We start from the raw sequence: 14,286 nt of genomic DNA, 5'->3' as shown, positions 1-14,286 counted from the left end.
CGCCACCATGGAAAACAGCTTCCACCAACCCGTCGACGCAGCGCAGGTGCCGCGCTTTGCCGGGCTTTCCACTTTCATGCGGCTGCCGGCCGTGCCGGGCGCAAAGGGGCTCGACATCGCCCTTGTCGGAATTCCATGGGACGGCGGCACGACCAACCGGGCCGGCGCCCGCCACGGTCCGCGCGAAATCAGGAACCAGTCGAGCCTGATGCGCCGGGTCCACCATGTCTCGGGAACCGAACCGTTCTCCATCGCCAATATTGCCGATGTCGGCGACGTCTCGGTCAACCCGATCAACCTGCTCGATGGGTTGAAGCGCATCGAGGACGGCATTGCGGCGATCGTAGCGGACGGTGCCCTGCCGCTCGCCGCGGGCGGCGACCACCTGACGACGCTGCCGGTGCTGCGCGCCGTGGCCCGCAAGGCGCCTGTCGGCATGATTCACTTCGATGCGCATTCCGACACCAATGACCGCTATTTCGGCGACAATCCCTACACGCACGGAACGCCTTTCCGCCGCGCGATCGAGGAGGGGCTGCTCGACCCGAAGCGGATTGTCCAGATCGGGATCAGAGGCTCGATCTATGAACCGGGCGAACACGATTGGGCGACCGCTCGGGGCGTGCGCATCATCTATATGGAAGAATTCGTCCGGCGCGGCGTCGCTTCCGTCATGCAGGAGGCGCGCGATCTCGTCGGCGACAGCGCGACCTATGTGACGTTCGACATCGATTGCATCGATCCGTCCATGGCTCCCGGCACCGGCACGCCGGAGATCGGAGGTTTCACGACGCGCGAGGCGCAGGAGTTGGTTCGATTTTTGGACGGATTGAATTTCGTCGGCGCCGATGTCGTCGAGGTCGCGCCTCCGTTCGACGTCGGGGGCATGACGGCGCTGGCCGGCGCGACGATGATGTTCGAGCTGCTGTGCGTCATGGCGAGGTCTCTCGCCGACAGGAGGGCGCAGGGCTAGCGCGACGAGCAGATCGACCATTTGTCAGCCCAGCAGCGCCGCGCGCTCAGAGCGGGTTCTCGGCGTAGAACTCGAGCACGCGTTGCTTGAAGCTCTTGTCGCCGACGGCAAGCATGTGGTCGCGTCCCTCGATGTGAAAGGCCCTGGCGTTAGGCATGAGGGCGGCAAGCTCGTCCGGCGAGCCGCCGATGTCATCTTTGGTGCCGACGGCGATCAGTGTCGGCTGGGCGATGCGGGCCATGTCATCCTCGCTCAGCAGCTCGCGCGACTTTGCGATGCAGGCCGCAAGCGCGCGACGATCGCTGCGCGTCTGATCCGCGAAGGCGCGAAAGGAGCGCCCGCGCGGATGCGTGGTCTGGGAAGGGTCTTCCGCCAGCAGGGCCGCCGCGATCGGATCCCAGTCGCCAACGCCGTCGATCATGCCGATGCCGAGGCCGCCGAACACCAGCGTCGCAACCTTCTCCGGATCGGAGAGCGCCAGGAAAGCCGAGACGCGCGCGCCCATCGAATAACCCATGACATGCGCGCGCTCGATGCCGAGATTGTCAAGCAGCGCGGCCGCATCGGACGCCATCTTGGCCGGCGTGTAATCGGCCTCGTCATAGCTCTTCGACGACGAGCCATGGCCGCGATGGTCGAAGGCGATCGCCCGGTACCCGGCGTCGTTCAGCGTCTTGAACCAGCCCGGCGAGACCCAGTTGACGTAGTGGCTCGAGGCAAAGCCATGGATCATCAGCACCGGGTCGCCCTGCCCCGAGGCCGGCTGGCGATCGAGATAGGCAAGTTCGAAACCGTGATGGGAAAAGAACTGCATCGGCAGATTTGCTTTTCAGTTGGCGCCAGTACCGATAGCCGGGTGGCGCAACAGATCGCCTTCCTTGATGCCGTCCCTGGCGGCTGTGCCGGCCTTGAGCTCAAGCACGAAGCGCACGGGTTGTCCCGGCGAGATGATCGCTTCGGATTCGGGCTCGCCGCGCTTGATGGCTTTGATCCTGCCATCCTCACCGATGAAGATCAGGTCGAGCGCCATCGGCGTGTTCTTCATCCAGAAGTCCACCTCGTCCGTTCTTTCAAAGACGAACAACATGCCGTGATCGTCGGCCATGGTCTGGCGAAACATCAGTCCCGCCTCGCGTTCGGCAGAGGTATCGGCGATCTCGATGGAGAAGGAACGCTTTCCCGAACCGGTCGACACCACAAGCGGCGTCCGGTCGATCGGCAGCAGCATCGCATCCGCCGAACTTGGCTTCGCAGCGATGAAACAGGCGGCGAAAACGATCGCGGCGCAGAATATGCCCGCAGTCAGCCAATTGCGATGAACCATGCGTACCTCGTCCAGACGCTCGTCCTAACCCATGATCCGGACAAGTGGAACCGGTTTTCGGACAAGATGGTCGCGCCGCGGCAAAGGGGCTTTTCGAGTTGCGTCGAGAAGCCCTCAATGCGAGACCGACAAGGTACCCATATCGGGGTGGATTTCGGCGGCCATAAGGCCTTTGTCGCCGCGTCCGAAGCGAACGAGCACGACTTGCCCGGGCCGGAGCTCGGTTATGCCATAGCGCCGCAGCGTCTCCATGTGGACGAAGATGTCTTCCGTCCCCTCGCCCCGCGTCAGGAAGCCGAAACCCTTGGTACGGTTGAACCACTTGACCAAGGCTCGCTCAAGGCCGCTCTCCGGGTTGACGGTGACGTGGGTGCGCTGTTCCTGCTCTGCCGGGTGGACGGCCGTCGAAGCATCCATGGAAAGGACGCGGAAAGCTTGCAAGCCGCGCTCGCCCTGTTTGACCAGGCAGACGACCCGCGCGCCCTCGAGCGCCGTCTGGAAACCGTCCCTTCGAAGACATGTCACATGGAGGAGAATATCACCCGAGACGCCGTCGTCCGGAAGAATGAAGCCGTAGCCCTTGGCCACGTCGAACCATTTGATAGCGCCGGCGATTTCGACAAGCTCGGCGGAGTCGCCGCCATTGTCCCGTTGCAAGGCGTCGTCAAGGCTTCCGTCCCGCCTCGTGAAAGAGGCTTTTTCCCCCATAAGAATGCCCCCTTTTTTCCAACTGAACTGCAACTGATTCTTCCAAGAGATTAACACTGCGGCTTCCGGGGTGTGCAAGGGCTGACGTGCCTTTTTTCACCGTTCAGCACCGGAAAGGCTGAAATGTCCTTTGCCGGCGCTTCCGGAAGCCGAAATCGCAGGGCCTGAAGTCGACCGTGCCGCCGCTATTGTCGGACGATTGCCCTTTCCCAGGACGGCTCCTATGGTGCGTTCCAACCCCAACACTTTGAGGAAGCCGCCATGCGCTATCTGCACACAATGGTCCGCGTCGCCGACATCGACCAGTCGCTCGATTTCTACTGCAACAAGCTCGGCCTCAAGGAGGTGCGCCGCTACGAGAACGAGCAGGGCCGCTACACGTTGATCTTCCTCGCCGCGCCGGAAGACGAGCAAAGCGGTATCCATGAGAAGGCGCCGCTGATCGAATTGACCTACAATTGGGATCCGGAGGACTATAAGGGCGGCCGCAATTTCGGCCACCTCGCCTATGAGGTCGACGACATCTACGCAACCTGCCAGAAGCTGATGGACAATGGCGTGACCATCAATCGTCCGCCGCGCGACGGCAACATGGCTTTTGTCCGCTCGCCGGACGGCATCTCGATCGAGCTGCTGCAGAAAGGCCCGGCCAAGGCGAAGGCCGAACCATGGGCCTCGATGCCGAACACGGGCGTCTGGTAAATCCACCCCGATTTGACCGGGGGCAGCTAGCGTTTCGCCCGGCGCTGCCTATCTATCCGCAATTGGCGCCAGCCTCATCCAGGCTGGCGTTTCTTCATCCGCCAGGAGAATTTCATGCTGACCAGCCGCGCCGATGTCGCCACCGAACATGCCAGCCGCTACCTGCAGCAGCTCTGCAAGCACTGGTCGCATAAATTCCCGGTCGAGTTCGACCCGCAGCACGGCGCCATCCAGCTCTCGATCGGCCGCACCGTGATGGATGCCGACGATCGTGCCCTGCACATCGCTGTGGCCGCCGACGACGAAGCGTCGCTGGAGCGGCTGGAGAGCGTGGTCGCGGACCATATCAAGCGCTTCGCCTTCCGCGAGGAATTGAGCTTCGACTGGCAAAAGGCCGCCTGAGCCGGAGCAATTCCCGGAAAAGTGCCTCGGACAGTCAGCCGCCGGCCTTGCCGGCCATGTCGAGCAGGGCCAGCACGCTGCGCCAGTTGCGCGCCGTGCCCGGCACCTTCAAGGTACGCGGGATGAGGTTGGCGAACACCGATTTGCCGAGCCCGTCCGGCGCATGGAGGTAAAGCACGTCGCCCTTGATCTCGAAGCGCTCGGGGCCGGAGCATTTGTCGGCGAGCCGCTTCGTCTCCTCGGCGGTCGGCTCCCGTTCCAGCGCATAAGCGTGCAGCTTGGTCGGCTCGCCGGCGACCTCGGGATAGGGATTGTCCTTCACCAGCCGCTCGAACCAGCCGGCATCGCGCACCATGATGCGCGAATGAAAACCCCACTTCTTCTCGAAGGCAGCCTCGGTCTCCTTGGTCAGCACCGCCGCGTCCCCCTTCTTCGCCCGGAACACGACATTGCCGCTCTGCACATAAGTCGCGACATCGCTGAAGCCGAGACTTTCGAAGAAGGCTTTGAGCTCCGCCATTTTGACGATGCGGTTGCCGCCGACATTGATGCCGGAAAATAGCGCAACGAAAACCGGGCCCTTCATATGATGAATCCCGCCAGCGTCTCGTTGTCGGTGATGTCCTGATATTGCACGCCTTCGGCGTCGAAATTGGCTTTCAGCAGGTCGAAATTGCGCCGGTCCTTGGTCTCGATGCCGATCAGCACCGAGCCGAAATTGCGCGCCGACTTTTTCAGATACTCGAAGCGGGCGATGTCGTCGTCGGGACCGAGCATTTCGAGGAAATCGCGCAGCGCGCCCGGCCGTTGCGGGAAGCGGATGATGAAATACTTCTTCAGCCCCTCGAAGCGCAGCGCCCTCTCCTTCACGTCCGGCAGCCGCTCGAAGTCGAAATTGCCGCCGGAGACGACCGCGACGATGGTCTTGCCCCTGATCTCCTTGCGCGAAAAATCCTTGAGCGCGTCGATCGCCAGCGCGCCGGCCGGCTCCAGCACGACGCCCTCGACATTGAGCATCTCGATCATGGTGGCGCAGAGCCGGTTCTCCGGAACCAGCCGCACGGCATCGGCGGTGAAGTCCTTGAGATGGCGCAACGGCTCGCGTCCGATCTCGGCCACCGCGGCACCGTCGACAAAATTGTCGACCTTGGCGAGCTTGACCCGCTTGCCGCCGGCAAGGCTCTCGCGCAGGCTCGGCGCGCCCGCCGGCTCGCAGAACACGAAACGCGGATCGCGATGCTGGTCGGCGAAATAGTGGGTCACACCGGCGGCGAGGCCGCCGCCGCCCACCGGCAGCATGACGATGTCGGGCACGCGCCCGCCCGGCATCTGGGCCGCGATCTCGTAGGCAACCGTCGCCTGGCCCTCGATAATGTCCTTGTGGTCGAAGGGCGGCACCATATGCGCGCCGGCGGTTTCGGTGAATTCTAAGGCGGCGCGGTAGCAATCGTCGAAGAAGTCGCCGACCAGCCTGATCTCGACGAAATCGCCGCCGAACAGCCGCGTCTTGTCGATCTTCTGCTGCGGCGTCGTCACCGGCATGAACACGACGCCCTTCTTGCCGAAATGGCGGCAGACGAAGGCAAAGCCCTGAGCGTGATTGCCTGCCGAGGCGCAGACGAACAGCTCGGCATTGTTGCCGGCGGCGAGCGCCTTGCGGAAGAAGTTGAACGCGCCCCTGATCTTGTAGGAGCGCACCGGCGTCAGATCCTCACGCTTCAAAAGGATGCGCGCGCCTGTCTTCTTGGACAGGTAATCGTTCTCCTGCAGCGGCGTTTCCGGAAAGATTTCGCGGATCGCCTCGGCGGCAGCGGCGACGCGAGAAGAGAAGCTGTTCAATAGAAGTCCCTCATTTGGTCTCGGCGGTACGCCAGGACAGCCATATCCCGCGCCTGCAATCTTCCTGCCGCCGTTTTGGCTTTCGCGCAACAGTGCGATGGCCGTCGCCCGACGCTGAGCCTATTTCCGCTGGACACGACTTACTTTAGCCGCACTTCGGCTGTCCGGGAGATTTCCGCGGAGGTGGCCGGCCAATCGTGGTCGGAGTGGAATGCCAGTGAAAGTGTCGACGTGCGGTTGAAGACAATTCTGATCATCGCCTTTGCCCTGCTGATAGCAGGCTGCGCGGGCCAGCAGACGCAGGAAATCCTGGGCAGCGTCGTCGTGCCGACGACGGCGACCGAGATCGCCGGCAACCACTCGATCTTCATCGCCACCACACGCAAGCGCTCCGACGACCCGAACAAGGTTTTTGACGGCGAACGCTCGGCGACCCTCAACTATGCGCGTGTCAACGTCACTGTTCCCCCCATTCACCAGACCGGCCAGATCGAGCGCCGTTCGCGCGGCAAGTCGAACGACCCGACGAAATATTTCATGGCCTCCGAAGTCGTCGGCTACGACACGCAGCCGAAATTCGCCAGCGCCCTCAACACCGACATCGACGCTCGCGGCGGCCGCGTCATGGTTTTCGTCCACGGCTACAACACCGGCTTCGACGACGCCGTCTACCGGCTGACCCAGATCGTCCACGATTCCGGCTATCCGGGCACGCCGGTGCTGTTTTCCTGGGCCTCCGGCGCCAAGACCACCGACTATGTCTATGACAAGGAAAGCGCCGCCGCCGCCCGCGACCAGCTGGAGGTGACGTTGCGGATGTTGGCGCAGACCGGCGCCCGGCGCATCGACATTGTCGCCCATTCGATGGGAACCTGGGTGACGATGGAGACGCTGCGCCAGCTTGCCATCACCGGCGACCGCGATCTCGGCGGCAAGCTCGGCGACGTTGTGCTCGCCTCGCCCGACATCGATGTCGACGTCTTCAAGAGCCAGATGCGCCGCTACGGCAAGCCGGACAAGCCCTTCATCCTGCTCCTGTCGGACGACGACCGGGCGCTGCGGCTCTCCGGCCTGATCGCCGGCGCGCGGCCGCGCGTCGGCGACTATCGGGATGCCGCAGATCTCGCCTCCTATGGCGTCACGGTGGTCGACCTCTCCAAGATCAAGGGCGTCGACAGTTTCAACCACACCAAATTCGCCGACAATCCGATGATGGTGCAGATGATCGGACAGCGGCTGCGTGAGGACGATGGCTTTGCCAGCGATCGTGATGTGACGGACCGCATCCGTCAGCTGGCGGCGCAGTAACCGTATCGGTGCGGGTTCCGCGCCGGAGGGACTTTGAACTGGACCCGGCCGCTCTCTGGCTTTATCGCAGTAGCAAGAGATGTTGCCGCCCTTGGGGGACCCCGGGTGATTGCGCATGTGAAGATCGTTGTCGGCCTTGCCTTCACGCTCGCCCTCGCCGGCTGCGCCGGTCCCACGCATGATCTTCTCAACCGCAAAACAGTTACAGCGCCTGCCTCCGACATCGCCGCCACGCATGAGATCTTCGTCGCCACCACCCGCCACCAGGCGACCAAGGATCCGCGCCAGGTCTTCGACGGCGACCGTTCGCTGACCACCAGCTACGCCCGCGTCGACGTCACCGTGCCGAAGATCCACCAGGTCGGCGCGATCGAGCGCGCCAAGGGCTCGGCAGACTCCAATCCGGCCAAGCAGTTTACCGCCACCGATGTCGTCCACTATGGCGACGCGCGGCAATTCGCCAAGGCGGTCGGCGCCGACATTTCCATGCGCGGCGACCGTGCCCTGGTGTTCGTGCACGGCTTCAACAACGGTTTTGACGACGGCATCTACCGCGTCACGCAGATAGCGCATGACACCAAATATCCCGGAACGCCGGTGCTGTTCTCATGGGCATCGAGTGCCAAGGCGACCGGCTACATCTATGACAAGGACAGTTCGACCGCCGCGCGCGACGATCTCGAGGCGACGCTGCGGATGCTTGCCAAGACACGCGTCAAGAGCATCGACATCATCGCCCATTCGATGGGCACCTGGCTGACGATGGAGGCGCTGCGCCAGCTCGCCATCACCGGCGATCGCGATCTCGGCGGCAAGCTCGGCTACGTCATTCTCGCCTCGCCCGACATCGACGTCGATGTCTTCAAGAAGCAAATGATCCGCTACGGCAAGCCGGACAAACCCTTCGCCATCCTGCTTTCGGGCGACGACCGGGCGCTGAAGCTGTCGAGCTTCATTTCCGGCGACAAGCCGCGCGTCGGCGACTACGGCAACGCCGCCGATCTTGCCGATTACGGCGTGACGGTCGTCGACCTGACCCACGCCAAGGGCGGCGACGGCCTGAACCACGCCAAATTCGCCGATAACCCGATCCTGGTGCAATTGCTGGGCAACCGACTGCGCACACCGGCCGGGCTTGCGTCGGACGAGCCCGACCCGACGCAGCTCAACGATATCGGCCAAGGCCTCGGCAAGGCGGTCGGCTCGGTCGCCGAGGTCGTCATCACCACGCCGTTCAGGGTCTTGACCATCGCTACCGGCGGATAGCTGACGCTCAGATAAAAAGATCGACCTTCTGGAACGTCGTCACGTCGACCAGGCCGACGTCCGAGATCCTGAGCTCCGGAATGACCACGAGCGCCAGCAGCGAGTGCTGCATATAGGCGTTGTTGAGCGAGCAGCCGACCTTGCGCATCGCCTCGGTCAGTTGATCGGCCTTGGCCGCGACGATCTCGGCGCGTTCGTCGGACATCAGGCCGGCGATCGGCATCTCGACGAGCGCCAGTTCCTTGCCCTCGGAATAAAGCACGACGCCGCCGCCCACCTCGCTCAGCCGGTTGACGGCCAAGGCCATATCCCCCTTGTTGGTGCCGACGACGATTATGTGGTGCGCGTCATGCGCGACGCTGGACGCCATTGCGCAGTCTTTCACATAGCCGAAGCCGGAGACGAAGGCGTTGGTGACGCCGCCTGTGCCGCGATGCCGCTCTACCAGGGCGATCTGGCAGATGTCGTTGCGGCGATCCATGGCGACCAACCCGTCCTCGACCGCCAGATCGGCTTCCAGAGCCCGCGTCGGCGCCTGGTTCTCGATCACGCCGATCACCCGCGCCCGCACCTCGTTGGCGCCCTGCGGCGCAAAAATGTCAAAATCCTTCGCCGCGAGTTTCTTGCCGAGCCTGACGGTGTTCTTCGCGGATTGCGGATAGTCATAGGCGGGGATGTCGATCTCGAGCTTGCCGGCCTTGGCCAGCCGGACGCCGCGGGCATAGACCTCGTCGATGGTCATCCAGGCAAGGTCCGAAACGATCAGCAGATCGGCCAGCCGTCCGGGCGCGATGGAGCCGATCTCGCGCTCCAGCCTGAAATGCTGCGCGGTGTTGAGCGTCGCCATCTGGATCGCCGTCACCGGCTTCAGCCCCTGGCTGATGGCATGCCGCACCACGCGATCCATATGGCCTTCATGCACCAGCGTGCCGGAATGGCTGTCATCGGTGCACAGGATGAAGTTGCGCGGGTCGATGCCGCCTTCGGTCACCGCCTTGATCTGCGCCGCCACGTCGTACCAGGCCGATCCCAGCCTCAGCATTGCCTTCATGCCCTGGCGCACCCGCGCGATCGCGTCCTCCGCGCGCGTGCCTTCATGGTCGTCCTCCGCTCCGCCGGCGACATAGCCGTGGAACGGCAGGCCGAGATCGGGCGATGCATAATGGCCGCCCACCGTCTTGCCGGCCCTGACCGTCTCGGCGATCTCGCCCGACATCACCGGATCGTTGGCGGCAACGCCGGGGAAATTCATCACCTCGCCAAGCCCGATGATATTTTCCCAGGTCATGGCCTCGGCGACGTCGGCGACCGTCAATTCGGCGCCGGCATGCTCCAGCCCCGGCGCCGACGGCACGCAGGACGGCATCTGCACATGCACGTTGATCGGCATCGCGACCGCCTCGTCATGCATCAGGCGCACGCCCGGCAGTCCAAGCACATTGGCGATCTCGTGCGGATCGATGAACATCGAGGTCGTGCCGTGCGGGATGACCGCGCGGCAGAACTCCGTCACCGTCACCATGCCGCTTTCGACATGCATATGCGCGTCGCAAAGGCCGGGCACCAGATAGCGCCCGCCGGCATCGACGACCTTCGTCCCCTGCCCGATGGCATGGCTGGCGTTCGGCCCGCAATAGGCGAAGCGGCCGGCTGCGATCGCGATATCGGTGCCGGGGATGATCTCGCCCGAATGGACGTTCACCCAGCGACCGTTGCGGATGACCAGATCAGCCGGCTTTCGGCCCATCGCGACGTCGACCAGATGTGTCGCCACTTCCGTCCACGGCTTTGGCTTTGCGGCGCTGGTCGGCTTGGCGTTCGTCATGGGCTTGAGTCCTCTGCGTAGGTCACTTTGGCAAATGTCGGCGTCCGGAGCCAGAGCGTCAGGTCGTAAACCACTGTTGCAGAGATGCAATTCCGTTTCGCGGCGAATGGGGCTAGTCTGCTTCGAGGAGTCGTTCGAAACCGCCATTTCGGAGCGATCGATGCGTCGACTGACGCTTGCCAGTGCCGGTTTTCTTGTCCTGCTGTCCGGCTCCGCTTGGGCGGCGGATCTGGGGGCTGATCTGCCGATGACCGTGGCCGGCTTCGACTGGACCGGCTATTACGCCGGCCTGCAGGCCGGCTATGGCTGGGGCCGCTCCGACATCAGCGGCAACGATGGCGGTCCGTTTTCGGTCAAGCCCGACATCGACGGCGGTTTCGTCGGCGGCCATGTCACGGGGCTCTGGCAGTTCGACCAGGCTGTGATCGGCGCCGAGGCCGATCTTAGCTACGCCTCGATCGACGGCACCGCCGAGGCCGGCCCGGCAAACACATTCGGCACCGACATCAAATGGTTCGGATCGATCGATGCCAAGGCCGGCTACGCCACGGATCGCGTGCTGATCTACGGCATCGGCGGCGTCGCTTTCGCTGGCATCGAGACCTCGCAGGCAGCAGGCACGGCCTTTGCCCAAACCCACACCAGCACCGGCTGGACGCTCGGCGCCGGCGTCGACTATGCCTTGACCAACAATGTCGTCGTCGGCGCGCAATACCGCTACTATGATTTCGGCAAGGAGCATTTCGATGCGCCGGACACCTTCGCCGACCGCGATCAGGACGTGAAGCTGCAGACGCTAGGCGTGAATTTCAGCTATAAATTCTAGGGTTTGCGGCACCGCGACGACGCGCGCCCCCCTCTCGCATGTCTTGAAAATTCAGGGTGGCCGGCGCCCGCAGGGGGCGGGGGAATGGGTAGGGGCCTGATAGACGCCGGCCTCGGCGGATCGATCCGCCACGGCGCAAACAATAGGGCTCCCAGGGCAGGCCGTAATAGCGTGATCGCGCCACTTTCCCACCGCCCTGCCCCGCCTAGCGGACATGCTTGGCTGAACGGTCAGGATCGGTCCGAAGCCCTCTTTCCTTCAGGCATGACCTCGAGGCATTCCTCCAGCCGCCGCAGCCGGGCCTTTTGCCATCGCAACGTGTGCGCAACCTCGTGCAGGTTCCATTTGGCCTTCGAATTGGCGGCCTCGATCAGCCCTCGTTCGAGCCGACCGATCTCCCTGCGCAGCTGCCGCGCCTCCTCCTCCCGCAGTCCCCTGATCCAGCCTGGCCCACGCATGGTTCCACCATCAAAGCCGGCCATAGACTCGCACATAAAGGCTAATGGGATCAGTTCAGAGAAGTTGGCATTTTAAATATCACTAACATTAAATCTGCACTTGAGAACGGGCCGGACGGCGGCACAAAGCGCAGCCGATCCGAAACATGGCTTGACGGCTCATATCTGGCATCTGAAAAGGGCACGCCTGCGGACGTGGCGGAATTGGTAGACGCAAGGGACTTAAAATCCCTCGATCTCTGATCGTACGGGTTCGATTCCCGTCGTCCGCACCACCCTTCGCTCTTCGGAGAGTCCTCCGAAGCCTTGGCGAAGGAGGAGCTTCGGATGGCAGGCCGACTCGAACGCGCAATCGGCTCAACCTTTCATCGGATTGAGCTTCAGATACTGGATCAGGATGATCGTCTTGGCGTCGACGATGCGGCGGTCGGCGATGCCGGCCAGCGCCTCGTCCAAGGGCATTTCCAGAACCTCGATGTCCTCGCCTTCCTCCGGCGCGCCGCCGCCGTCGGAAATGCGGTCGGCTGGCGAATAGCGCGCGGTGAAGAACCAGAGCCGCTCCGTCACGCTGCCCGGGCTCATGAACGGCGAAAACAGCCGCTGGACATCCTTCAGGTGATAACCCAGTTCCTCTTCCGCTTCCTTGCGGATGGCGGTTTCGGGATCGTTCTCGTCGAGCAAGCCGGCGCAAGCCTCGATCAGCGGCTCGTGGTGGCCTACGGCGTAAGCCGGGAAGCGGAATTGACGCACCAAGAGGACGGTCGAGCGCTGCGGATCGAAGGGCAGGATCACCGCGCCGTCGCCGCGGTCGTAGGTCTGGCGGGTCTGCGTCTCCCATCGCCCGTCGCGGCGGCGATAGTCGAGCACCGTCTTCTTCAGCACCGCCCAGTCGTCCGAAAGGACCTCCTGCGAACGGATGCGAATGCGATCTTCCATGACGACCTCCGTATTGGTCGCAAAGGCGTAGCGGTGAAAGGTGTCGCAGGCAATCCAGGAAACCGATTGGCCTCGAAACCGATTGGTCCAGCGGGAGTCTCACCGGCTCGTGTCTGGCGCGCCGCGTCGCGACTGCCTAGATAGCGGTATCTCTCCAGGAGCCCGTTTCACATGACGTCATCGCTTTTCCAGCCGATCACCCTCGGCGGCCTCACCTTCCCCAACCGCATCGCGGTTGCCCCTATGTGCCAGTATTCGGCCGAGGACGGCTCGGCCAGCGATTGGCATCTCCATCACTGGATGAACTTGGCAATGTCGGGCGCCGGCATGGTGACCGTCGAGATGACCGATGTCGAGCGGCGCGGGCGCATCTCGCATGGCTGCCTCGGCCTCTATTCGGACGACAACGAGGCGGCCGCGAAGCGTACGCTCGACGCCGCCAGGCGCGTCGCCGCGCCCGCCACGAAATTCGGTGTCCAGCTTGCCCATGCCGGCCGCAAGGCCTCCAACCGCAAACCCTGGGAAGGCGGCGGTCCGCTGCAGCCGGGCGAAGATCCCTGGCAGACGGTTTCTGCGTCGGCCATCGCCTACGACACGGGCTGGAACGTGCCGCATGCGTTGGAGGAGGACGAGATCCTGGAGCTCATTGCACGTTTTGCGCAGTCGGCCGTGCGCGCCGAACGGGCCGGCTTCGACTTTGCCGAACTGCACGCCGCGCATGGCTATCTGATCTTCCAGTTTCTCTCGCCGCTCTCCAACCAGCGTACCGACCGTTGGGGCGGGTCGCTGGAAAACCGCATGCGCTTCGCTCTCGAAATCGCCAGGGCGGTGAGAAAGGCCGTCCCGTCCATGATGCTGGGGGCGCGCCTTTCGGTTAAGGAATGGGTCGAAGGCGGTTTCGACATCGAGGACGCGATCGAGGTGGCCAAGGCGCTGAAGGCCGAGGGCATCGCCTATATCTGCTGCTCCAGCGGCGGCAATTCGCCCCTGCAGCAGGTGCCGCCCGGTCCCGGCTACCAGGTGCATCTGGCGGAGGCCGTGCGCAACGGCGCCGGCATTCCGACGCGCGCCGTGGGACTGATCGACGATCCGAGCCAGGCCGAGGCGATCGTCGCCGAAGGCCGTGCCGACATGGTGGCGCTGGCGCGCGCATTCCTCGCCGACCCGCGCTGGGGCTGGCGCGCGGCCGCCGCCTTCGGCGAGGAAATCCATCCCGCGCCGCAGCTGGCACGTTCGGTGACGACGATGCGGCATTGGATGAAGGCCGCCGGCTAAAGCAATTCCAGGGGTGACACCGTCAGGCTCGGCGGCTTCGCCGTGGCTTTCCGTCCGAATTGCGTCAAAACAAAACCGGAAATCGGCCGGGTCCTGAGACGTTTGGGCGCAGGATCCTCGCCACAACTGCAACCAATTTGGCCGCTTTACGTTGGCGGCCATGATGGACAACAAACCCTTTGAAAAGCCGGTGGTGGTCGAGCTCGGCCATGTCGGCAAATACCGCCAGATAAGCAGCACCCGCGAGGCCGCCGAGTGCCTGATGACCGTTTGGCCGCTCAATCGCGGCGATCGCCATCGTTATGCTCTCGACACTTGCCTCAAAGCGCTGGAAGGTTATCGTTCGACAGCGGACGCGCGTCGCGCCCTTGTCGAGGCAGCCAGGGAATCGGAAGTTCTGGTTCCCGAAGACAGGCTGCCCGACGGAAAGCTGCACTGAGCACG

16 protein-coding genes and 1 tRNA gene are annotated in these 14,286 nt (G+C 63.6%); 9 read left to right on the top strand and 8 right to left on the bottom strand.

Features of this window, described 5'->3' with window-relative positions:
* The first annotated feature begins 7 nt into the window (after positions 1–7).
* Positions 8–973 (top strand): agmatinase, encoded by a 966-nt coding sequence (gene speB / locus LB535_RS08660; RefSeq protein WP_224631881.1) that lies wholly within the window; start codon positions 8–10, stop codon positions 971–973.
* A gap of 46 nt (positions 974–1,019) precedes the next feature.
* On the opposite strand, the gene LB535_RS08655 is transcribed toward speB, so the two are convergent.
* The 3 genes from LB535_RS08655 to LB535_RS08645 form a co-directional block, all read right to left on the bottom strand.
* Positions 1,020–1,787 carry an alpha/beta fold hydrolase gene (locus tag LB535_RS08655; protein ID WP_224631880.1) on the bottom strand — a complete coding sequence of 256 codons (768 nt, stop codon included), beginning with the start codon at positions 1,785–1,787 and terminating at the stop codon, positions 1,020–1,022.
* Between the two features lie 15 nt (positions 1,788–1,802).
* The gene (locus LB535_RS08650) at positions 1,803–2,297 is read right to left on the bottom strand and encodes a DUF192 domain-containing protein (RefSeq protein ID WP_224631879.1); all 495 of its coding nucleotides are present in this window, start codon (positions 2,295–2,297) and stop codon (positions 1,803–1,805) included.
* Between the two features lie 114 nt (positions 2,298–2,411).
* Entirely contained in the window at positions 2,412–3,005 is a 594-nt protein-coding gene (locus tag LB535_RS08645) for a cold-shock protein (protein WP_095765583.1), read from the bottom strand.
* Positions 3,006–3,266: 261 nt separating this feature from the next.
* Between LB535_RS08645 and gloA the strand changes: the two genes are divergently transcribed.
* The gene (gloA, locus tag LB535_RS08640; RefSeq protein ID WP_095765146.1) at positions 3,267–3,707 is read left to right on the top strand and encodes a lactoylglutathione lyase; all 441 of its coding nucleotides are present in this window, start codon (positions 3,267–3,269) and stop codon (positions 3,705–3,707) included.
* A gap of 114 nt (positions 3,708–3,821) precedes the next feature.
* A complete protein-coding gene (locus tag LB535_RS08635) occupies positions 3,822–4,109 on the top strand; it encodes a DUF2218 domain-containing protein (protein ID WP_224525489.1) in 288 nt (95 codons plus the stop codon).
* Positions 4,110–4,143: 34 nt separating this feature from the next.
* Here the strand turns inward: LB535_RS08635 and LB535_RS08630 are convergent, their stop codons facing one another.
* A complete protein-coding gene (locus LB535_RS08630) occupies positions 4,144–4,695 on the bottom strand; it encodes a DUF1697 domain-containing protein (protein ID WP_224631878.1) in 552 nt (183 codons plus the stop codon).
* Complete coding sequence (gene ilvA / locus LB535_RS08625) at positions 4,692–5,948, bottom strand: threonine ammonia-lyase IlvA (protein ID WP_224631877.1); 1,257 nt, start codon at positions 5,946–5,948, stop codon at positions 4,692–4,694. Before ilvA ends, LB535_RS08630 begins: the two co-directional genes overlap by 4 nt.
* A gap of 231 nt (positions 5,949–6,179) precedes the next feature.
* Between ilvA and LB535_RS08620 the strand changes: the two genes are divergently transcribed.
* Positions 6,180–7,256 carry an alpha/beta hydrolase gene (locus LB535_RS08620; protein ID WP_140840540.1) on the top strand — a complete coding sequence of 359 codons (1,077 nt, stop codon included), beginning with the start codon at positions 6,180–6,182 and terminating at the stop codon, positions 7,254–7,256.
* A 105-nt stretch (positions 7,257–7,361) separates the two neighbouring features.
* Entirely contained in the window at positions 7,362–8,522 is a 1,161-nt protein-coding gene (locus tag LB535_RS08615) for an alpha/beta hydrolase (RefSeq protein ID WP_224631876.1), read from the top strand.
* A gap of 7 nt (positions 8,523–8,529) precedes the next feature.
* On the opposite strand, the gene ade is transcribed toward LB535_RS08615, so the two are convergent.
* On the bottom strand, positions 8,530–10,347 hold the full coding sequence (gene ade / locus LB535_RS08610) for an adenine deaminase (RefSeq protein WP_224631875.1): 1,818 nt from the start codon (positions 10,345–10,347) through the stop codon (positions 8,530–8,532).
* A gap of 160 nt (positions 10,348–10,507) precedes the next feature.
* Here ade and LB535_RS08605 point away from each other — a divergent pair, with 160 nt between their 5' ends.
* Positions 10,508–11,173, top strand: coding sequence for an outer membrane protein (locus tag LB535_RS08605; protein WP_224631874.1), 666 nt, complete (start codon positions 10,508–10,510; stop codon positions 11,171–11,173).
* Positions 11,174–11,403: 230 nt separating this feature from the next.
* Here LB535_RS08605 and LB535_RS08600 read toward each other — a convergent pair whose 3' ends face one another.
* Entirely contained in the window at positions 11,404–11,655 is a 252-nt protein-coding gene (locus tag LB535_RS08600) for a hypothetical protein (protein ID WP_224631873.1), read from the bottom strand.
* Between the two features lie 165 nt (positions 11,656–11,820).
* Between LB535_RS08600 and LB535_RS08595 the strand changes: the two genes are divergently transcribed.
* Positions 11,821–11,906, top strand: a tRNA-Leu gene (locus tag LB535_RS08595).
* An 82-nt stretch (positions 11,907–11,988) separates the two neighbouring features.
* Here LB535_RS08595 and LB535_RS08590 read toward each other — a convergent pair.
* Positions 11,989–12,567 (bottom strand): NUDIX domain-containing protein, encoded by a 579-nt coding sequence (locus LB535_RS08590; RefSeq protein ID WP_224631872.1) that lies wholly within the window; start codon positions 12,565–12,567, stop codon positions 11,989–11,991.
* 171 nt (positions 12,568–12,738) lie between these two features.
* Here LB535_RS08590 and LB535_RS08585 point away from each other — a divergent pair, with 171 nt between their 5' ends.
* A complete protein-coding gene (locus LB535_RS08585) occupies positions 12,739–13,842 on the top strand; it encodes an NADH:flavin oxidoreductase/NADH oxidase (protein ID WP_224631871.1) in 1,104 nt (367 codons plus the stop codon).
* A 160-nt stretch (positions 13,843–14,002) separates the two neighbouring features.
* Entirely contained in the window at positions 14,003–14,281 is a 279-nt protein-coding gene (locus LB535_RS08580; protein WP_095765138.1) for a DUF982 domain-containing protein, read from the top strand.
* Positions 14,282–14,286 lie beyond the last annotated feature (5 nt).

It is taken from the genome of Mesorhizobium sp. CA10, from assembly GCF_020165285.1.
Taxonomy (GTDB): domain Bacteria; phylum Pseudomonadota; class Alphaproteobacteria; order Rhizobiales; family Rhizobiaceae; genus Mesorhizobium.
Note: the sequence above shows the minus strand (reverse complement) of the source record. Positions and strands in the feature narration are given on the sequence as shown.